Origin of the sequence: Streptomyces sp. NBC_00536 (genome assembly GCF_036346295.1) — a bacterium.
Lineage (GTDB): Bacteria > Actinomycetota > Actinomycetes > Streptomycetales > Streptomycetaceae > Streptomyces.
Map to the genome: position 1 here is coordinate 4,120,677 of NZ_CP107819.1, position 18,618 is coordinate 4,139,294.

18 protein-coding genes and 1 tRNA gene are annotated in these 18,618 nt (G+C 72.6%); 10 read left to right on the forward strand and 9 right to left on the reverse strand.

Annotated features, from left to right (window positions below; genetic code table 11):
- Nucleotides 1–175 precede the first annotated feature (175 nt).
- Nucleotides 176–1,858 carry a phenylacetic acid degradation protein PaaN gene (gene paaN, locus OHS33_RS17975; protein ID WP_330331443.1) on the forward strand — a complete coding sequence of 561 codons (1,683 nt, stop codon included), beginning with the start codon at nucleotides 176–178 and terminating at the stop codon, nucleotides 1,856–1,858.
- Between the two features lie 18 nt (nucleotides 1,859–1,876).
- Here the strand turns inward: paaN and OHS33_RS17980 are convergent, their stop codons facing one another.
- The 3 genes from OHS33_RS17980 to OHS33_RS17990 are packed head-to-tail and all read right to left on the reverse strand — an operon-like array spanning nucleotide 1,877 to nucleotide 4,624.
- On the reverse strand, nucleotides 1,877–2,653 hold the full coding sequence (locus OHS33_RS17980; RefSeq protein ID WP_330331444.1) for a TrmH family RNA methyltransferase: 777 nt from the start codon (nucleotides 2,651–2,653) through the stop codon (nucleotides 1,877–1,879).
- Nucleotides 2,654–2,675: 22 nt separating this feature from the next.
- Nucleotides 2,676–3,938 (reverse strand): HTTM domain-containing protein, encoded by a 1,263-nt coding sequence (locus tag OHS33_RS17985; RefSeq protein WP_443065314.1) that lies wholly within the window; start codon nucleotides 3,936–3,938, stop codon nucleotides 2,676–2,678.
- Nucleotides 3,914–4,624, reverse strand: a complete 711-nt coding sequence (locus OHS33_RS17990) for a DUF5819 family protein (RefSeq protein ID WP_330331445.1) — start codon at nucleotides 4,622–4,624, stop codon at nucleotides 3,914–3,916. The genes OHS33_RS17985 and OHS33_RS17990 overlap by 25 nt, the downstream gene beginning before the upstream one ends.
- 102 nt (nucleotides 4,625–4,726) lie before the next feature.
- Here OHS33_RS17990 and paaA point away from each other — a divergent pair, with 102 nt between their 5' ends.
- The 6 genes from paaA (at nucleotide 4,727) to OHS33_RS18020 (ending at nucleotide 9,625) form a co-directional block, all read left to right on the forward strand.
- Nucleotides 4,727–5,722, forward strand: coding sequence for a 1,2-phenylacetyl-CoA epoxidase subunit PaaA (gene paaA, locus OHS33_RS17995; RefSeq protein WP_330331446.1), 996 nt, complete (start codon nucleotides 4,727–4,729; stop codon nucleotides 5,720–5,722).
- Nucleotides 5,719–6,003 (forward strand): 1,2-phenylacetyl-CoA epoxidase subunit PaaB, encoded by a 285-nt coding sequence (gene paaB, locus OHS33_RS18000; protein WP_330331447.1) that lies wholly within the window; start codon nucleotides 5,719–5,721, stop codon nucleotides 6,001–6,003. The genes paaA and paaB overlap by 4 nt, the downstream gene beginning before the upstream one ends.
- Nucleotides 6,000–6,746: a 1,2-phenylacetyl-CoA epoxidase subunit PaaC gene (paaC, locus tag OHS33_RS18005; protein WP_330331448.1), complete on the forward strand. Its 747-nt coding sequence runs from the start codon at nucleotides 6,000–6,002 to the stop codon at nucleotides 6,744–6,746. Before paaB ends, paaC begins: the two co-directional genes overlap by 4 nt.
- Complete coding sequence (gene paaD / locus OHS33_RS18010; protein WP_330331449.1) at nucleotides 6,740–7,234, forward strand: 1,2-phenylacetyl-CoA epoxidase subunit PaaD; 495 nt, start codon at nucleotides 6,740–6,742, stop codon at nucleotides 7,232–7,234. Before paaC ends, paaD begins: the two co-directional genes overlap by 7 nt.
- A complete protein-coding gene (paaE, locus tag OHS33_RS18015) occupies nucleotides 7,235–8,347 on the forward strand; it encodes a 1,2-phenylacetyl-CoA epoxidase subunit PaaE (RefSeq protein WP_330331450.1) in 1,113 nt (370 codons plus the stop codon).
- A 120-nt stretch (nucleotides 8,348–8,467) separates the two neighbouring features.
- The gene (locus OHS33_RS18020) at nucleotides 8,468–9,625 is read left to right on the forward strand and encodes an acyl-CoA dehydrogenase family protein (protein ID WP_330331451.1); all 1,158 of its coding nucleotides are present in this window, start codon (nucleotides 8,468–8,470) and stop codon (nucleotides 9,623–9,625) included.
- A 22-nt stretch (nucleotides 9,626–9,647) separates the two neighbouring features.
- Here OHS33_RS18020 and OHS33_RS18025 read toward each other — a convergent pair whose 3' ends face one another.
- The 6 genes from OHS33_RS18025 to OHS33_RS18050 all read right to left on the reverse strand — a co-directional run bounded on the left by OHS33_RS18025 (nucleotide 9,648) and on the right by OHS33_RS18050 (nucleotide 15,325).
- Nucleotides 9,648–10,001: a rhodanese-like domain-containing protein gene (locus tag OHS33_RS18025; protein WP_330331452.1), complete on the reverse strand. Its 354-nt coding sequence runs from the start codon at nucleotides 9,999–10,001 to the stop codon at nucleotides 9,648–9,650.
- A 37-nt stretch (nucleotides 10,002–10,038) separates the two neighbouring features.
- Complete coding sequence (locus OHS33_RS18030; protein ID WP_330331453.1) at nucleotides 10,039–10,854, reverse strand: J domain-containing protein; 816 nt, start codon at nucleotides 10,852–10,854, stop codon at nucleotides 10,039–10,041.
- Between the two features lie 67 nt (nucleotides 10,855–10,921).
- A complete protein-coding gene (locus tag OHS33_RS18035; RefSeq protein ID WP_330331454.1) occupies nucleotides 10,922–12,478 on the reverse strand; it encodes a DUF2252 domain-containing protein in 1,557 nt (518 codons plus the stop codon).
- A 119-nt stretch (nucleotides 12,479–12,597) separates the two neighbouring features.
- Nucleotides 12,598–13,275, reverse strand: coding sequence for a response regulator transcription factor (locus OHS33_RS18040; RefSeq protein ID WP_330331455.1), 678 nt, complete (start codon nucleotides 13,273–13,275; stop codon nucleotides 12,598–12,600).
- Nucleotides 13,276–13,350: 75 nt separating this feature from the next.
- Complete coding sequence (locus OHS33_RS18045; protein ID WP_443065455.1) at nucleotides 13,351–14,979, reverse strand: sensor histidine kinase; 1,629 nt, start codon at nucleotides 14,977–14,979, stop codon at nucleotides 13,351–13,353.
- A 263-nt stretch (nucleotides 14,980–15,242) separates the two neighbouring features.
- Nucleotides 15,243–15,325 (reverse strand) — tRNA-Leu (locus OHS33_RS18050).
- 291 nt (nucleotides 15,326–15,616) lie between these two features.
- Here OHS33_RS18050 and OHS33_RS18055 point away from each other — a divergent pair.
- The 3 genes from OHS33_RS18055 to OHS33_RS18065 all read left to right on the forward strand — a co-directional run bounded on the left by OHS33_RS18055 (nucleotide 15,617) and on the right by OHS33_RS18065 (nucleotide 18,617).
- Nucleotides 15,617–16,459 carry a DUF3662 and FHA domain-containing protein gene (locus tag OHS33_RS18055; RefSeq protein WP_330331457.1) on the forward strand — a complete coding sequence of 281 codons (843 nt, stop codon included), beginning with the start codon at nucleotides 15,617–15,619 and terminating at the stop codon, nucleotides 16,457–16,459.
- Between the two features lie 10 nt (nucleotides 16,460–16,469).
- Nucleotides 16,470–16,982: an FHA domain-containing protein FhaB/FipA gene (locus OHS33_RS18060; protein ID WP_330331458.1), complete on the forward strand. Its 513-nt coding sequence runs from the start codon at nucleotides 16,470–16,472 to the stop codon at nucleotides 16,980–16,982.
- Nucleotides 16,983–17,126: 144 nt separating this feature from the next.
- Entirely contained in the window at nucleotides 17,127–18,617 is a 1,491-nt protein-coding gene (locus OHS33_RS18065) for a Stp1/IreP family PP2C-type Ser/Thr phosphatase (protein WP_330331459.1), read from the forward strand.
- Nucleotide 18,618: the final 1 nt, after the last annotated feature.

Sequence of the window (18,618 nt, forward strand, 5' to 3'; positions counted from 1 at the left end):
TCCTCCCGCACCGACTTATCCACAGGTCTGCCGGGCCCTCTTGTCCCGACCGATCGTTCGGTTACTCTAACTCCAGTCTGCTCTTCCCCGCCCTTCCTTGCCCGATCCGCTTGCCGATCCGCTCAACCGATCCGCTTGTTCGATCCCGCCCGGCTCAACGAGGAGTTGGTCCCAGATGGCCGCCGCGCTCACCGTCCCCCAGCTGTCCGAGAAGCACCGGACCACCCTCGACCAGGCGCTGGCGGCCATCCGTAGCCGTGCCTACTGGTCCCCGCACCCCGAACACCCCAAGGCCTACGGCGAGAACGCGGCGGCCGAGGGCCTCGCCGCCTTCGAGGCCGTCCGCGGCACCCGCTTCGACCTGGGCCAGCCCGGCACCGACGGCTGGGCGGGCGGCGAGGTGTCGCCGTTCGGGCCGGAACTGGGCGTCGAGTACCCCCACGTCGACCCGGACGTGCTGCTGCCGGCCATGAAGGCGGGCATGGGCGCGTGGCGCGACGCGGGGCCCGAGGCGCGCGCGCTCGTCTGCATCGAGATCCTGGCCCGGATCGGCGCCCGGACGCACGAGTTCGCGCACGCGGTCATGCACACCAGCGGCCAGGCCTTCATGATGGCGTTCCAGGCGGGCGGCCCGCACGCCCAGGACCGCGGCCTGGAGGCCGTGACCTATGCGTACGAGGAGCAGACCCGGGTCCCGGGCCAGGCCGACTGGTCCAAGCCGCAGGGCAAGAAGGACCCGCTGGAGCTGGGCAAGACCTTCACCGCCGTGCCGCGCGGCATCGCGCTGGTCATCGGCTGCAACACCTTCCCCACCTGGAACGGCTACCCGGGCCTGTTCGCCTCCCTGGCCACCGGCAACCCGGTGCTGGTCAAGCCGCACCCGCGGGCCGTACTGCCGCTCGCGCTCACCGTGCGCGTGGCGCGCGAGGTCCTCGCCGAGGCGGGCTTCGACCCCAACCTCGTGGCGCTGGCCACCGAGAACCCCGGTGAGGGCATCGCCAAGACGCTCGCGGTCCGCCCCGAGATCAAGGTGATCGACTACACCGGCTCCACCGCCTTCGGCGACTGGCTGGAGACCAACGCCCGCCAGGCGCAGGTGTACACGGAGAAGGCCGGGGTCAACACGGTCGTCCTCGACTCCACCGACAACTACAAGGGGATGCTGGGCAACCTGGCCTTCTCGCTCTCCCTCTACAGCGGCCAGATGTGCACCACCCCGCAGAACCTGCTGATCCCGCGCGACGGCATCGCGACGGACGCGGGCCACAAGTCGTACGACGAGGTCGTGGCCGACCTGGCCCGCCAGGTCGAGGGACTGCTGGGCGACGACGCCCGGGCCAACGCGCTGCTGGGCGCGCTGGTCAACCCGGACGTGAAGGCGCGGCTGGAGGCGGCGGCCGGGCTCGGCGAGGTCGCGCTGGCCTCGCGCGAGGTCGCCAACCCGGAGTTCCCGGACGCGGTCGTCCGTACGCCGGTGATGGTCAAGCTGGACGCGGCCAAGGACGACCCGGAGGCTGCGTACCTGTCGGAGTGCTTCGGGCCGGTCTCCTTCGCGGTGGCCGTCGACTCGACCGCCGCCGCGCTGGAGCTGCTGCGGCGCACGGTGCGGGAGAAGGGCGCCATGACGGTCGGCGCCTACACCTCCTCGGCCGACACCGAGCGCGCCATCGAGGAGGTCTGCCTGGAGGAGTCCGCGCAGCTCTCCTTGAACCTGACGGGCGGGGTCTTCGTCAACCAGACCGCCGCCTTCTCCGATTTCCACGGCTCGGGTGGCAACCCGGCCGCTAACGCCGCTCTGTGCGACGGGGCGTTCGTGGCCAACCGCTTCCGGGTGGTGGAGGTGCGCCGCCAGGCCTGAGCGGCTGCCCACTGGTGGTCAGGCTTTCGGGCCGCCCCAGTGAAAGAGGGTCATGGCCACACTGGTGGCGAGGTTGTAGCTGGAGACCTGCGGACGCATCGGCAGGGACACCAGGTGATCGGCCCGGGCGCGCAGCTCGGGCGAGATGCCGTGGCGTTCCGAGCCGAAGGCGAGCAGGGCGTCGTCCGGGAGGGTGAGGGCGCGGATGTCCTCGCCCTCCGGGTCGAGCGCGTAGAGCGGCCCGGGCGGCAGCTCCTCCAGCTCCAGCCGGGCCACCGCCGTGGCGTAGTGCAGTCCGGCGCCCGCCCGGACCACGTGCGGGTGCCAGGGGTCGAGATCGCCCCGGGTCACCACCCCGGTGGCGCCGAAGCCCGCCGCGAGCCGGACGACCGCGCCGACGTTGCCGAGGTTGCGGGGGTTGTCCAGGACCACCACGGGCGCGCTGCGGGGCGTACGGCCGAGCGCGGCCAGCAGGGCCTCCCGGTCCGGACGTACGGCGAGGGCCGCGACCCCGGTCGGGTGCACGCGCGCCACCAGCTCGCGCAGCGGCGCCTCGCGCACGAGGCCGTCCAGGGCGTCCCGGACGTCCGGTGCCAGCTCCCCGGCCAGCTCCAGCAGCGCCCGGCGGTCCTCGGCGACGGCCACGGTGACGTCCGCGCCGAAGCGCACGGCGTGCTTGAGCGCGTGGAAACCGTCGAGGAGGACCAGCTCCTCCCGCCCGGCGGCCTCCCGCCACCGCCGTACCGCCTCGGCCGAGGCCACGTCCACCGTCCCGGCCGTCTTTTCGCTGCTCATGCGGACGACCTTACGGCGCGGCTCAGGGTGCGGGCGCGGGCGCGTACTCCTGCTCCCGCCCCGGAGCGGAGGGCTCCGGGTCCGCGGCGAAGCCCGCGGGTCCGCCCGTACGGCCGCGGCGCAGGGCGCGCGCCCGCGCCCCCAGCCACACCAGGAACACCGTCGGCAGGAACACGGCGTCGGCGGCGATCATCGCCAGCGAGAAGAACGGCAGCCCCAGCAGCACCGCGATCCCGGCGTGCTCCAGCATCATCGCGCAGAGCAGTACGTTCTTGATCCGCCGGTTGAACAGGGTGAACGGGAAGGCGACCTGGACCACGACCGTCCCGTAGGTCAGCAGCATCACCAGGGTCCCGCTGGCCGCGAGCGTCGCCGACAGTCCGGGCCAAGGGGTGAAGTAGTCCAGCCCCAGCGGGTAGTACAGGGCGGTGCCGTCCTGCCAGCGCGAGCCCTGGATCTTGTACCAGCCCGCCGTGGCGTAGATCAGGCAGACCTCCGCCATGATCACCAGCAGCCCCGCGTTGTGCAGCAGGTTGGCGATCACGTCCAGGGTCGCGCGCCCCTCGCCCTCCGGCTCATACCGCTCCACCATCCACCACAGGCCCTGGACCACCCACAGCGTCGCGAACACCGCCAGCCAGCCCGCGCCGACCGCGTCGGCGAAGGCGGCGTAGGGCAGCGCCAGGCCCAGCAGGCCCCACAGCACCGGCCCGGCGGCCCCGGTGGACGCCGACCCGGTCCGGGCCGCGCGCCGTGCGTCCAGCGACCACACCCGCGCGCACCGGGTGAGCACCAGGTAGAGCGCCATCAGGTGGATGACGTTGTCACCGCCGTCGCCCATGAACACGCTGCGGTTCTGCAGCGACAGCACCCCGACCATGAAGAGCACGGACATCGCCCGGGTGCGCCAGCCGACCAGCAGCAGCGCGGCCGACCCGAGGGCGAGCGCGTAGACGATCTCGAACCAGAGCGTCGAATCCGACCACATCAGCACGGTGAAGGCGTGGTTGGAGCCGATCAGCCGCTCGGCCAGCTGCCAGCTCCAGGGCCCGTCGGGACCGTACAGCTCGCGCCGGTTCGGGAACTCGCGCAGCAGGAAGAGCAGCCAGGTCGTGGAGAAACCGATCCGGACCACGGCGCTCTGGTACGGGCCCAGCGCCTCCCCGGTGACCCTCGCCAGCCCGCGCCCCACGGCCGACCGGAGGGCGCTGACGCGGGCGCCGAGGCGGGCTCCGGCACCAGCGGGGGCCGCGGCGGGGCTCACACGGTCGGCACGGTCCACCACGGCAGCTCCCGGTAGTAGGTCTGGGTGTCGGTCTTCTCCGCGCTCCACTTCGGCGCCGCCACCGAGGTGGTCGCCGAGCGCAGCTGGATCCGCAGGATCCGGTCCCCGGACCCGGCCCCGGTTCCGCCCCCTTCGGCGGTCAGCCGGGCGACCGCGATCCGCTGGAGGTAGGCCTCGGAGAGCGCGCCCCGGTCGCCGTTCGGCTTGTTGTCCTCGTCGTGCGAGCCGGTGAAGAAGTCCCAGGCCCGGCGCAGCTCGTTCTGCTGCGTGTGGCTGGGGACCGGGTTGTGCCGTATCGCGTCGGCGTCCTCGGCGGACAGGTCGCGCCACGCGGTGGTGGTCAGCGCTCCCGCCGCGGTGCGGAGCTGGGCGCGTGCCTCGACGGCGATGTTCTGCTGGAGCGGGTTCGGCGCGAAGAGCTTCCAGTTCTGTTCGAACTCGGGGTAGATCCAGTCGTCCACCGTGCGCGCGTGCTGCTTGCTGACCGTGTTCGACGGCGCGACGTGCAGGAACACCAGCGCCAGGTGCCAGCAGGCCGTGACCGCGACGGCGCCCAGCGCCAGGGCCGCGACGACCCGGTACGGGGTGGACAGACCGGCGATTCCGGGCGCCCGGGGCGGCCGCGCTGCGGGCCTTTCCGCGGCTTCGTGCTCGTTCGAAACCATCCCGCCCCGATCATCGGCCATCCACAGAGGTTGACACCCTACGGGCCGTCGTCTCACCATTGAAGGGAATGAACCGAACGATCGGTCGGTCGGGCGGCAGGGCAACATCGGCAGGAGGCCGTGATGGTGGCAGTGACCCCGGAGACGGGGCAGGGCGCGGCCCTCGCGGCAGGCCTGACGGAGCAGCTGGTGGCGGCCTTCGAGGCCGCCGTGGCCGCCGAGGAGCGGGTCGAACCGCGCGACTGGATGCCCGAGGAGTACCGCGCCTCGCTGGTCCGCCAGATGGCGCAGCACGCCCATTCGGAAATCATCGGCATGCAGCCCGAGGCGAACTGGATCACCCGCGCGCCCTCGCTGCGCCGCAAGGCGATCCTGATGGCCAAGGTGCAGGACGAGGCCGGGCACGGCCTCTATCTGTACAGCGCCGCGGAGACCCTGGGCACCAGCCGCGACGAGCTGCTCGACAAGCTCCACGCGGGCAAGCAGAAGTACTCCTCGATCTTCAACTACCCCACCCTGACCTGGGCCGACGTCGGCGCCATCGGCTGGCTCGTGGACGGCGCGGCGATCACCAACCAGGTGCCGATCTGCCGCTGCTCCTACGGTCCGTACGCCCGGGCCATGGTCCGGATCTGCAAGGAGGAGTCCTTCCACCAGCGCCAGGGGTACGAGCTGCTGATGGCCCTCTCGCAGGGCACCGAGGCACAGCACGCCATGGCGCAGGACGCGGTCGACCGCTGGTGGTGGCCCTCCCTGATGATGTTCGGCCCGCCCGACGACGAGTCGGCGCACTCCGCCCAGTCGATGGCCTGGCGGATCAAGCGGCACACCAATGACGAGCTGCGCCAGCGGTTCGTGGACATCGCCGTCCCGCAGGCCGAATCGCTGGGCCTGACCCTGCCCGACCCGGACCTGAAGTGGAACGAGGAGCGCGGGCACCACGACTTCGGCGCGATCGACTGGTCGGAGTTCTGGGCCGTGCTCAAGGGCAACGGCCCCTGCAACGAACAGCGCATCGGCCAGCGCCGGCAGGCGCACGAGGACGGCGCGTGGGTCCGCGACGCGGCCGCGGCGTATGCGTCGAAGCACACCGCACAGAACGAGGAGGCACGGGTATGACGCAGAACTGGCCCCTGTGGGAGGTGTTCGTGCGCTCGCGCCGCGGGCTCTCGCACACGCACGCGGGGAGCCTGCACGCCCCCGACGCGGAGATGGCGCTGCGCAATGCCCGCGACCTCTACACCCGGCGGGGCGAGGGCATCTCGATCTGGGTGGTCCCCTCCGCCGCGGTGACCGCGTCCTCGCCGGACGAGCGGGACCCGTTCTTCGCCTCGGCCGGGGACAAGCCGTACCGCCACCCCACCTTCTACGACATCCCGGAGGGGGTGCGTCACCTGTGACCACCACGTCGCGGACCGACGCGCCCCGTACGGACCCCGTGCGGGCCGCCGCCCTCGCCCTGGGCGACGACGCGCTGATCCTCTCCCACCGCCTCGGTGAATGGGCGGGCCACGCGCCGGTCCTGGAGGAGGAGGTCGCCCTCGCGAACATCGCCCTCGACCTGCTCGGCCAGGCCCGGGTGCTGCTCTCCATGGTCGGTGACGAGGACGAGCTGGCGTTCCTGCGCGAGGAGCGCGCCTTCCGCAACCTCCAGCTGGCCGAGCAGCCGAACGGGGACTTCGCCCACACCATCGCCCGGCAGCTCTTCTTCTCCCTGTACCAGCAGCTGCTCTTCACCGAACTGGCCGCCGGGGACGGACCCTTCGCGCCGCTCGCGGCCAAGGCCGTCAAGGAGACCGCCTACCACCGCGACCACGCCGAGCAGTGGACCCTGCGGCTCGGCGACGGCACCGAGGAGAGCGGGCGCAGGATGCGCACCGCCCTGGACTCCCTGTGGAAGTTCACCGGCGAGATGTTCCAGCCGGTGCCCGGCCTGGAAGTGGACTGGTCCGCCCTGGAAGGCCACTGGCTGGCCGCCCTGGGCGAGGTGCTGGAGCGGGCCGGACTCGCGCTGCCCGAGGGGCCGCGCACCGGGGCCTGGGCCGCCGGCGCCGGGCGCCAGGGCCTGCACACCGAGACGTTCGGGCGGATGCTCGCGGAGATGCAGCACCTGCACCGCAGCCACCCGGGGGCGTCATGGTGACCGCGACCCGGCTGGAGGAGGAGCTGTTGGCGCTCGCCGGCTCCGTCCCCGACCCCGAACTGCCCGTGCTCACCCTGACCGAGCTGGGCGTGATGCGCGGCGTGCGGATGGGCGAGGACGGGAGCGCCGAGGTCACCCTCACCCCGACCTACACCGGGTGCCCGGCCATCGAGGCCATGGCCGCGGACATCGAGCGGGTCCTGCACGCGCACGGCATAGCCGAGGTGAGCGTGCGGACCGTGCTCTCGCCCGCCTGGTCCACCGACGACATCAGCGCCGAAGGCCGCCGCAAGCTGGCGGAGTTCGGGATCGCCCCGCCCCGGCCGCATTCCGCGGGCGGTCCGGTGCCGCTCACCCTGTCGGTGCGCTGCCCGCAGTGCGGGTCCACCGACACCGAGCTGCTCAGCCGCTTCTCCTCCACCGCGTGCAAGGCCCTGCGCCGCTGCGTCTCCTGCCGCGAGCCGTTCGACCACTTCAAGGAGCTGTAGATGACCGCGGCCCGGCACGGCGCCTTCCACTCGCTGACGGTGACGGAGGTCGAGAGGCTCACCGACGACTCGGTCGCGCTCACCCTGCGGGTGCCGCCGGAGCTGCGCGAGGAGTACCGGCACGCCCCGGGCCAGCACCTGACCCTGCGCCGCCGCCCCGCCGACGGCGCGGAGGTCCGGCGGACGTATTCGATCTGCTCCCCCGCTCCGGCCGCCGACGGTCCGGGCCCGCAGTGGCTGCGGGTCGGGGTGCGGCTGGTGGAGGGCGGGGAGTTCTCCACCTTCGCTCACAAGGAGATCGCCGCGGGTGACGTGCTGGAGGTGATGGTCCCGGCCGGCCGCTTCGTGCTGGACCCGGCCGCTGCCCCGGCCGACGGTCACTACGCCGCCGTCGTCGGCGGCAGCGGGATCACCCCGGTGCTGTCGATCGCCGCGACCCTGCTCGCCGCCCGGCCGGGCGCCCGGTTCTGTCTGGTGCGCAGCGACCGTACGGCGGCCTCGACGATGTTCCTGGAGGAGGTCGCCGACCTCAAGGACCGCTATCCCGAGCGGTTCCAGCTGGTCACCGTCCTGTCCCGGGAGGAGCAGGAAGCCGGGCTGCCCTCCGGGCGCCTCGACGAGGAGCGGCTGACGGCGCTGCTGCCCGCGCTGCTGCCCGTCGGCGAGGTCGCGGGCTGGTTCCTGTGCGGGCCGTACGGCCTGGTCCAGGGCGCGGAGCGGGCACTGCGCGGGCTCGGCGTCGAGCGGACCCGGATCCACGAGGAGATCTTCCACGTCGAGGACACCGCCACCACCACCGCGACGGGCGCCCCCTCCGGCCCGGCCGGGACGGGCACGCTCAGCCGGGTCACGGCCCGGCTCGACGGCCGCTCGGGCACCTGGCCCGTCCAGGAGGGCGAGTCCCTGCTGGACGCGGTGCTCCGCAACCGCGCGGACGCGCCGTACGCCTGCAAGGGCGGGGTGTGCGGTACCTGCCGGGCGTTCCTGGTGACGGGCGAGGTCCGGATGGACCGGAACTTCGCGCTGGAAGCCGAGGAGACCGAGGCCGGATTCGTGCTGGCCTGCCAGTCGCACCCGATGACGGAGGAAGTGGAGATCGACTTCGACCGCTGACCCGCCGCTCCTGCGCTTTTCCAGGCCTGTGCTTTTTCCGGCTGTGCTTTTTTAGAAGCGTGTTCTATCTTGACGCACCGTCAGACAGACACACATCCGGTGCACGCGGGAGGACAGGCAGTGGACTTCACCTTCACCGAGGAGCAGCAGGCCGCGGTCGAGGCGGCGAAGGCCGTCTTCGCGGACGTCGCACCCGACAGCGTGCCCAGCCCCGCGCTCACGCCCGGCTCCGTCGCCGACGAGTTCGACCGGCCACTGTGGGCCAAACTCGCCGCCTCCGACCTGATCGGCCTGGTCCTGGACCCGGCGCACGGCGGGGCGGGACTCGACACCATCGCCCTGTGCCTGGTGCTGCGCGAGGCGGCGAGGGTGCTGGCCCGGGTCCCGCTGCTGGAGCACTGCGCCACCGCCATGGCCGTCCAGGCCCACGGCGGCCCGGCCCTGCGCGCCGAGCTGCTGCCCGGGGCCGCGCGGGGCGAGAACGTGCTGACCGTCGCCGCCCACGGCCGCTCCGGCCACGACCCGGCCGAACTGGCCGTCACCGCCCGCCCGTCCGCGGCGGCGGACGGCGACGGCGCCTGGACCCTGGACGGCGTGCAGACGGCCGTGCCCTGGGCGCACAGCGCCGACTGGATCGCCGTCCCCGCCCACACCGGCGAGGGGGACGCGGTCCTCGCCCTCGTCCCGCGCACCGCCGACGGCCTCGCGCTCGCCGACCAGTTCTCCACCAGCGGCGAGAAGATGGCGGAGCTGACCCTGGACGGCGTACGGGTCCCCGCGAGCCACCTCATCGACGCCCCCGGCGCCTGGGAGCGGCTGCGCCAGCTGCTGGCCACCGGCACCTGCGCCCTCGCCCTCGGGCTCGGCGAGAACGTCCTGACCATGACCAGCCAGTACACGAGCAAGCGCGAGCAGTTCGGCTTCCCCGTCGCCACCTTCCAGGCGGTCGCGGTACAGGCCGCCGACCGCTACATCGACCTGCGCGCCATGGAGGTCACCCTCTGGCAGGCCGCCTGGCGGCTGGACGCGTCGACCGACGGGGCGGGCGGCCCGCTGCCGAGCGCCGGGGACGTGGCCGTGGCCAAGATCTGGGCGTCCGAAGGGGTCCGCCGGGTCGTCCAGACCGCCCAGCACCTGCACGGCGGCTTCGGCGCCGACACCGACTACCCGCTGCACCGCTATCACGCCTGGGCCAAGCAGCTGGAACTCCAGCTCGGCCCGGCCGCGGCCCACGAGGAGGCCCTGGGCGACCTGCTGGCCGCCCACCCCCTCGCCTGAGCCGCGCGGGAGCGCCGCCGCCCTAGAGGACGAAGGCCGGGTTCCCGTTGTCCGTCACCATCGGGCGCCCGGCGGCGTCCCAGGCCTGCATTCCGCCGTCGATGTTGACGGCGTCGATCTCCTGGCGCACCAGGTACTGGGTGACCTGCGCGGAGCGCCCGCCGACCCGGCACATCACGTGGACGCGCGGGGTGCCCTCGATCGAGTCCATCGCCTCGGTCAGCTCGCCGAAGCGCGCCACGAAGTCGCTCATCGGGATGTGCAGCGCACCCTCGACATGGCCGGCCGCCCATTCGTCGTCCTCACGGACGTCGAGGACAAAGCCTTCGGAGGGCACCGCGGTGGCGTCCACCGAGGGAAGCGGTCCGAAGTTCATAGCTGTCGCCTTCTCTCGTAACAGGGGTGTTCAGAACCTACCCGGCGAGCGCGGCCAGCTCCGCCTCGCGCTCGGAGACCTGCCCGAGCAGTTGCTCGGCGATCTCCTCCAGGAGCCGGTCCGGGTCCTCGGGAGCCATCCGCAGCATCGACCCGATCGCGCTGTCCTCCAGCTCCCGGGCCACCACGGTCAGCAGCTCCTTGCGACGCGAGAGCCACTCCAGCCGGGCGTACAGCTCCTCGGTCTCCGAGGGCCGCTCCTCCGCGGGCACCGGTCCGGCCGCCCACTCCGTGGCCAGCTCCCGCAGCAGCCCCTCGTCGCCGCGCCCGTACGCGGCGTTCACCCGGGCGATGAACTCGTCCCGCCGGGTCCGCTCCGTGTCGTCCTGGGCCAGGTCCGGGTGCGCCTGGCGGACCAGCTCGCGGTAGAGGCGGCGGACCTCCTCGGAGGGGCGGACCCGCTCCGGAGGCCGCACCGGCTGGTCGGTGAGCATGGCACCGGCGTCGTCGGAGATGCCGTCCGAGTCCAGCCAGTCGTGGAACAGCTCGTCCACCCCGGGCATCGGCATGACCAGCGCCCGCGCGTCCCGCGCCTTGCGCAGGTCCTCGGGGTCGCCGGTGCGGGCGGCCCTGGCCTCGGCGATCAGCGCGTCGAGTTCGTCGAGCCGCGAGTACATCGGGCCGAGCTTCTGGTGGTGCAGCCGGGAGAAGTTCTCGACCTCCACCCGGAAGGTCTCCACCGCGATCTCGAACTCGATCAGCGCCTGCTCGGCGGCCCGCACGGCCCGCTCCAGCCGCGCCTCGGGCCGCTCGTCCTCGGAGGCCGAGGCGTCCCCGGCAGTCTGCTCGTTCACCCGGCCAGCCTACGGCCCGCCCGAAGGGCGTGTTTCACGTGAAACATTCCTCGTGCTGTGACCGGCACTAGACGCCCATCTCCGCCGGAATCCGCCCGGACCGCACCGCGGCCACCAGATCCGCGTGGTCGGCCTCACTGCGGTCGGCGTAGGCCACCGCGAAGGCGGCGATCGCCTCGTCCAGTTCCTCGTTCTTGCCGCAGTACCCGGCCAGGACCCGCGGGTCGGCGCTGTGCGCGTGCGCCCGCGCCAGCAGCGCGCCGGTCATCCGCCCGTAGTCGTCGATCTGGTCCACGGCGAGGGCGGCCGGGTCCACGCTGCCCTTGCGGTTGCGGAACTGCCGCACCTGGAACGGCCGGCCCTCGACCGTGGTCCAGCCGAGCAGGATGTCGGAGACGACCTGCATGCGCTTCTGCCCGGCCACCACCCGGCGGCCCTCGTGGTCCTCCGGCGCGGTGTCGAAGCCCAGCCCCGACAGGTGCGGCAGGAGCACCGACGGCCGCGCCTCCTTCACCTGGAGCACCAGCGGCTCACCGCGGTGGTCCAGCAGCAGCACCACGTAGGAGCGGGTTCCGACACTGCCGGTGCCCACCACCCGGAAGGCCACGTCATGGATCGCGTACCGGGCCAGCAGCGGCAGCCGGTCCCCCTGGAGCGTGTCCAGGTACGGACCCAGCGAGGCCGCGACCGCCGCCGCCTCCCCGTCCCCGACCCGCCGCAGCACCGGCAGCGCGTCCACGAAACGGCGGCCGCCGTCGGGTGCGGCCTCGGTGGATTTGGCGGCGAACCGCGCGCTGGTGTTGTTACGGGCCTTCTCCGACACCCGTTCCAGCGTGCCCAGCAGATCCCGGGCGTCGGTGTGCGAGACCAGTTCCTCGTCGGGAATCGCGTTCCAGGCGTCCAGCGCCGGGAGCTTGGCCAGCAGCCGCATCGTGCGCCGGTAGGCGCCGACCGTGTCCAGCGCGGCCGCCCGGCAGGTGTCCTCGTCGGCGCCCGCCACCCGCCCGGCCAGCACCAGTGAGGTCGTCAGCCGCTTGAGGTCCCATTCCCAGGGCCCGAAGACCGTCTCGTCGAAGTCGTTGAGGTCGATGACGAGCCGCCCGCGGGCATCGCCGTACAGCCCGAAGTTGGCCGCGTGGGCGTCTCCGCAGATCTGCGCGCCCACCCCGGTCACCGGTGTCGCCGCCAGGTCGTGGGCCATCAGACCGGCGGCCCCGCGCAGGAACGCGAAGGGGTTGGCGGCCATCCGCCCCACCCGGATCGGCGTCAGCTCCGCCACCCGCCCGACGTTGGACTCCTCCACCGCCCGCACCGCGTCCGGCCGTCCGGCCACGACCTCGAAGTGCGCGTGCGCGGCGCGCGGCACCCGGACCCGCAGCGCCTTGCCCTCGGCCTTCGGGGAGCCCGCGGCGGACCCCGTCACCCGCGCCGCGTACCCCGCGACCTCCGGTATCCGCCCGGCCGCCGCCGCCTTCGGCGCGGCCTTGGGCGCTGCCTTCCCTCCGGCCCGCGCCCCGGCCTTGCCGTTGGCCGCGCCGCCGGCCCTGCCGTTGGCCCTGCCGTTCGCCCTGCCCTCGGCCTTGCCCTCGGCCTGCGCCGCGCCCCGTACCGGTACCGCCGCCATGTCTGCCGCCCCCGCTAGATCACGTGCCCGGCTGAACCACTGCACGTCTGGATCACTGCTCGTCCGCGGATGACCGTACCGATCCGGACAGAGCCGGGGAAGGGGGGTCAAGGGGTACATCAGAGCCCGGCGTCCCGCGCGAGCAGCGCCGCCTGCACCCGGTTCTCGCATTCCAGCTTCGCCAGGATCCGGCTGACGTACGTCTTCACCGTCGCCTCGCTCATGTGCAGCCGCCGCCCCGCGTCCGCGTTCGACAGCCCTTCGCCCAGCAGCGCCAGCACCCCGCGCTCCCGTTCGCTCAGCGCCGCGACCCGGCGCCGCGCGTCCTCGCCGCGCCCCGCGCCCTGGCCCGAGGCCAGCTGGTCCACGACGTGCCGGGTCGCCGCCGGGGAGAGGTAGGCGTCCCCGGCCGCGGCCGCCCGTACCGCCCCGATCAGCTCGGCCGGAGCGGAGTCCTTCAGCAGGAAACCGGCGCTGCCGTGGGACAGCGCCCGCAGTACGTTCTCCCGCTCCCCGAAGGTCGTCAGGATCAGCGCGTGCACCGAAGGCACCGCCCGCGCCAGCTCCGCGAGCGCGCTCAGCCCGTCCATGACCGGCATCTGGATGTCCAGCAGCACCACATCGGGCACGTGGGAGCGCGCCAGTTCCACGGCCTCCCGCCCGTTCGCGGCCTCGGCCACCACCTCGATGTCCGGCGCCGAGGTCAGGATCATCCTGATCCCGGCCCGGATGAGCGGCTCGTCGTCGGCGATCACCACCCTGATCGCCTTGGCCGTCGTCCCGGTCGTCCCGGTCATCGCCGCCATCCCCGTCGCCCTCGTCGCCCCTGTGGCCCCGTCACGCCCGTCACCCGCGCTCCGCTCCCGCCGCTGCTACTGCTTGGCCTGGTACGCCTGCTTTTCCACGAGCTTGCCGTCCTTGAAGCAGAACCGGAAAACACTATCGGTGGTCAGCTCCGCGTTCCCGGCGGCGAGCAGCGCGATGCAGTTCGACCCCTCGGGCGTCGGCGGGCCCTTGCTCTCCAGCCCCTCGGTCAGGATGCTGCCCCCGTCGGGCAGCCGCGCACGGACCGCCTCCTCCGGCTCTCCCACCCTGGCCGCGTCGAAGGTGGCCTTGCTGATCGTCACGTCGCTCGCCGAACCCACCAGCAGCGCCACACCGGCGCCGATCACGATCAGCAGCACCACGAGCGCCGCGACCGCGATCCCACAGCCCAGCGCGATGCCCCCGGTGCGGCTGCGCCCCCGCGTCAGCTCCCGGTCGACCGCGGCCCAGTCCACCGGCACGGCGGCGCCCTTCAGCATGGGCACCCGCAGCTGCTGCCCGAAGTCATCGGCCACCTCCTCCACGCCCGTCTCCCGAGCGCCGGCCGGCTCCGTCCCGTACGGCAGCACCCCGGCCACCCGGAAGCCGCCGCCCTCGGTGGTTCCGGCGTGCACCATCCCGCCGACGAGCCGGGCCCGCTCCCGCAGCCCCGTCAGCCCCTGGCCGCCCGAGACCACCTCGCCCGCTCCGGGCCCGGCCGCCGGCCCGTTGGCGATCTCCACCACCAGGGAGTCGTCCTCGTACCGCAGTTCCACGGTGATCGCCGCGCCCGGCGCGTGCTTGTAGGCGTTGGTGAGCGACTCCTGGGTGATCCGGTACGCCGCGTGGTCGCAGGCCGCGACGAGCGGCCTCGGCTGCCCCGAGGTGGTCAGCCGTACGTCGGTCCCCGCGCCGCGCGCCGCCTCCACGATCCCGGCGATCCCGGCCACCCCGCGCGCCGCGGGCCCCGCCGACTCCTCCACGGGAACGGGCGCCTCGACCCCGTCCCGCAGGATCCCGACCACCTCGCGCAGCTCGTGCATGGCCGCGACCGAGGCCGCCCGCAGCACCCCCACCGCCTCGCGCTGCCGCTCAGTCAGCACCGGATCGACCTCCAGCGCTCCGGTGTGCACCGAGATCAGGGCCAGTTGGTGCCCCAGGCTGTCGTGCATGTCCTGGGCGATCCGCTGGCGCTCGCGCAGCCTGGCCTGTCCGGCGATCATCGCCCGCTCGCGCATGAGCTGGGCGTTGCGCTCCTGGAGGGCGCGCAGCAGCGTGTGGCGCTGGGACCAATAGCGGCTGGCGAGCGCGGGCATGACGGTCATCGCCAGGAACATCAGGGTGCCGAAGACGATCACCAGCACGACCCGGCCCTGCGACCAGTCCTTGAAGACGCTGAGCCCGAGGGAGGCGATGAAGGCCACGGTGAAGGCCCCGAACGCCCGGACGACCCCGGGGACCCGCCGCCCCGCCGACCAGCCCAGCAGGATCACCACGAGGAACGCCCCGGGCAGGTAGGCGCCCAGCGCGGAGCCCACCACCAGCGTGAGCACCGGCAGCCGACGGCGCAGCAGCGTGAGCACCAGCACGGCCACTGCGCTGCTCAACATCCGCGCGGCGGAGCCGTTGTCCAGCTCCTCGACGCCCAGGCCGAGCATCACCAGCACGGCCACGAGCACCAGATCGCCCGCCAGCATCCGCGCGGTCCACGGCTCGGGACCCCTCAGCCAGTCCAGCCCCGCCCGCACCTTCGCCGTCGCTTCCACGCCCCGACCCTAGACAGCGGCCGCGACGCCGGGCCGCTCTCTTTCGTCGCGCCCGCGCCAACGAAAGTCGGACAGCCCACAGTCGGGCGGAGGCAGTCGGGCAGCATCCCATCGAGCGGAACACCACGCTGAACACAACGCTGAACACAACGAAGAAGCCCCGCAGATCGATGATCTGCGGGGCTTCTCACAAGTGGGCGAGGGGGGATTTGAACCCCCACGTCCCGAAGGACACTGGCACCTGAAGCCAGCGCGTCTGCCGTTCCGCCACTCGCCCGAGTAGCTCTCCAGCGGTTCTTCCCTTGCGGGCCGTTCCCCTGGCGACATCGGAACATTAGCACGTCGGAGGGGGTGGATTCACATCGCTTTCCCCGACCGCCGGGCACGGTCCCGCCAGCCCCTCCCGGACAGCCCTCCGGGTGCGGGACACTGTTGTCCGGGCGACCCTACGATCCCTTGTGAGGACCAACACTCCTCGCCGCGGACCCGGAGGGGAACCAGCCGAATCCGCCACGCGTGGATACGATCAGTAAGCAGTACAGGGCGACAACGACGGAGGAGGTGCCCCATGGGAGTCCTGAAGCGGTTCGAGCAGCGACTCGAAGGTCTGGTGAACGGCACCTTCGCCAAGGTCTTCAAGTCCGAGGTCCAGCCGGTCGAGATCGCGGGCGCGCTCCAGCGCGAGTGCGACAACAACGCGACCATCTGGAACCGCGAGCGGACCGTCGTCCCCAATGACTTCATCGTGGAACTGAGCGCCGGCGATTACGAGCGGCTGAGTCCCTACTCCGGTCAGCTCGGTGACGAGCTGGCCGGTCTCGTGCGGGACTACGCCAAGCAGCAGCGCTACAGCTTCATGGGCCCCATCAAGGTCCACCTGGAGAAGGCGGACGACCTCGACACCGGTCTGTACCGGGTCCGCAGTCGCACCCTCGCCTCCAGCACCTCCCAGCCGCAGGCCGATCAGGGCCAGGCGCAGGGCCCCGGCCCCGCGCAGGGTCAGGGTCCGGGCCAGGGCCGCCCCGGCGGTTACGGGTATCCGCCCGTCGCCGCCCCGCCCATGCCCCACAACCCCCCGGGTGAGCCCCCGCGCCGCCCGGGCCCCGGCCCGCTGCCGGGTTCCGGTGGTGCCACGCGCTGCTGGATCGAGATCAACGGCACCCGCCACCAGATCTCGCGCGCCACGCTCGTACTCGGCCGAAGCACCGAAGCCGACGTGCGGATCGACGACCCCGGCGTCTCGCGCCGGCACTGTGAGATCCGGACCGGAACGCCTCCCTCGATCCAGGATCTCGGGTCCACCAACGGCATCGTGGTGGACGGGCAGCACACCACCCGCGCTACGCTCCGCGACGGCTCGCGGATCGTCGTGGGCAACACGACCATCATTTACAGGCAAGCCGAAGGGTGAAGCGGGGGCAATGTCAGAGCTGACCCTTACGGTCATGCGGTTGGGTTTCCTGGCCGTTCTGTGGCTGTTCGTCATCGTGGCCGTCCAGGTCATCCGCAGCGACCTCTTCGGGACGCGGGTGACGCAGCGCGGCTCCCGCCGCGGCGGCGCCGACCGCGCTCCGCAGCAACAGCAGCAGTCGGGCGGCGGCCGCCAGGCAGCGCCACCGCAGCAGCGCCAGCGCCGCGGTGCGCCGACCAAGCTCGTCGTCTCCGAGGGCACCCTCACCGGCACGACGGTCGCCCTCCAGGGGCAGACCATCACGCTGGGCCGGGCCCACGACTCCACGATCGTGCTGGACGACGACTACGCCTCCAGCCGCCATGCCAGGATCTATCCCGACCGTGACGGCCAGTGGATCGTCGAGGATCTCGGGTCCACCAACGGCACGTATCTCGACCGGACCCGGCTGACCACCCCGACGCCCATTCCTCCGGGCGCCCCGATCCGCATCGGCAAGACCGTCATCGAGCTGCGGAAGTAGTACGAGAATGAGCGAGCGGAGCGAGCGAGCCGCGGCGGTCCGTCCCCCTGGGGAGACGGACCCGCGCGCGCTCCCGACCGGAGGGTGGGCAGTGTGGCTCGAGACCGGTTGTACCCGGAGGCATCGTCGACTGGGCAGGTGCGCATGAGTCTGTCCCTGCGGTTCGCCGCCGGATCGCACAAAGGCATGATCCGCGAGGGCAACGAGGACTCCGGCTACGCCGGTCCCCGCCTGCTCGCGATCGCCGACGGCATGGGCGGCCAGGCGGCCGGTGAGGTCGCGAGTTCCGAGGTGATCTCCACCCTGGTCCAGCTCGACGACGACGTGCCCGGCTCCGACATCCTGACCTCGCTGGCCACCGCCGTACAGCGCGCCAACGACCAGCTGCGGGTCATGGTCGAGGAGGACCCCCAGCTGGAGGGCATGGGCACCACGCTCACCGCCCTGCTGTGGACCGGTCAGCGCCTCGGTCTCGTCCATGTCGGCGACTCCCGCGCCTACCTGCTGCGCGACGGTCTCCTGACCCAGATCACCCAGGACCACACCTGGGTGCAACGGCTGGTCGACGAGGGCCGGATCACCGAAGAGGAAGCCACCACCCACCCCCAGCGCTCGCTCCTGATGAGAGCCCTGGGCAGCGGGGAGCACGTGGAACCCGACCTCTCGATCCGCGAGGTCAGGACCGGCGACCGCTACCTCATCTGTTCCGACGGCCTCTCCGGCGTGGTCTCCCACCAGACCCTGGAAGAGACCCTCGCCGACTACCACGGCCCGCACGAGACCGTGCAGGCGCTGATCCAGCTCGCCCTGCGCGGCGGCGGCCCTGACAACATCACCTGCATCGTCGCGGACGTCCTCGACACCGACAGCGGCGACACCCTCGCCGCCCAGCTCAACGACACCCCGGTGGTCGTGGGCGCGGTCGCCGAGAACCAGCACCAGCTCTTCGACGGCGGCAACGCCATGCAGACCCCGGCCGGCCGCGCCTCGGGGCTGGGCCGCCAGGCCTCCCCGCCGCCGCCCGGTTCCTTCGGTCCCCCCGGCAGCGGCGAGGCCCCCGCCTACGGCGCGGCCCCCGACGCGGGCTACGGCGGCAACGGCGGTGGCGGTGCGTACGGGAGCTTCGGCGAAGCCGACGGCTACGACGGCGATTCCTCGGCCTACGACGACACGTACGACCACCCGCGCCGGCGCCGCAGCAAAGGGCGCAAGTGGACGACCCGGACGCTGATCCTGCTCGTCGCCGCGGGCCTGATCGGCGGCGGTCTGTACGCGGCCCACCGCTGGACGCAGACGCAGTACTACGTCGGCGTCAAGGACGAGCACGTCGCGCTCTACCGGGGCATCAGCCAGGACCTCGCCTGGATCAAGCTCTCCTCGGTGGAGACGGACCAGCCGGACATCGAGCTGAAGTACCTGCCGCCCTTCCAGCGCAAGCTCGTCGAGTCCACCATCAGCGAGGGCAGCCTCGACAGCGCCCGCAAGAAGATCGACGAACTCGCCGTGCAGGCCTCGGCCTGCAAGAAGGACGAAGCGCGCCGCGCCGCCGAGGGGCAGCCCAACCAGACCCCGGCACCCGGCACCAGCCTGACTCCTGAGGAGCAGAAGCTGGTCAGCCAGTGCGGGCAGCAGTAGA

Excerpts from the sequence above, each read along its gene's own strand:
- paaN (WP_330331443.1), top strand. The coding sequence starts at position 176 with ATGGCCGCCGCGCTCACCGTCCCCCAGCTGTCCGAGAAGCACCGGACC.
- OHS33_RS17980 (WP_330331444.1), bottom strand. The coding sequence starts at position 2,653 with ATGAGCAGCGAAAAGACGGCCGGGACGGTGGACGTGGCCTCGGCCGAG.
- OHS33_RS17990 (WP_330331445.1), bottom strand. The coding sequence starts at position 4,624 with ATGGCCGATGATCGGGGCGGGATGGTTTCGAACGAGCACGAAGCCGCG.
- paaA (WP_330331446.1), top strand. The coding sequence starts at position 4,727 with ATGGTGGCAGTGACCCCGGAGACGGGGCAGGGCGCGGCCCTCGCGGCA.
- paaB (WP_330331447.1), top strand. The coding sequence starts at position 5,719 with ATGACGCAGAACTGGCCCCTGTGGGAGGTGTTCGTGCGCTCGCGCCGC.
- paaD (WP_330331449.1), top strand. The coding sequence starts at position 6,740 with ATGGTGACCGCGACCCGGCTGGAGGAGGAGCTGTTGGCGCTCGCCGGC.
- paaE (WP_330331450.1), top strand. The coding sequence starts at position 7,235 with ATGACCGCGGCCCGGCACGGCGCCTTCCACTCGCTGACGGTGACGGAG.
- OHS33_RS18025 (WP_330331452.1), bottom strand. The coding sequence starts at position 10,001 with ATGAACTTCGGACCGCTTCCCTCGGTGGACGCCACCGCGGTGCCCTCC.
- OHS33_RS18035 (WP_330331454.1), bottom strand. The coding sequence starts at position 12,478 with ATGGCGGCGGTACCGGTACGGGGCGCGGCGCAGGCCGAGGGCAAGGCC.
- OHS33_RS18040 (WP_330331455.1), bottom strand. The coding sequence starts at position 13,275 with ATGACCGGGACGACCGGGACGACGGCCAAGGCGATCAGGGTGGTGATC.
- OHS33_RS18045 (WP_443065455.1), bottom strand. The coding sequence starts at position 14,979 with ATGCTGGCGGGCGATCTGGTGCTCGTGGCCGTGCTGGTGATGCTCGGC.
- OHS33_RS18055 (WP_330331457.1), top strand. The coding sequence starts at position 15,617 with ATGGGAGTCCTGAAGCGGTTCGAGCAGCGACTCGAAGGTCTGGTGAAC.
- OHS33_RS18060 (WP_330331458.1), top strand. The coding sequence starts at position 16,470 with ATGTCAGAGCTGACCCTTACGGTCATGCGGTTGGGTTTCCTGGCCGTT.
- OHS33_RS18065 (WP_330331459.1), top strand. The coding sequence starts at position 17,127 with ATGAGTCTGTCCCTGCGGTTCGCCGCCGGATCGCACAAAGGCATGATC.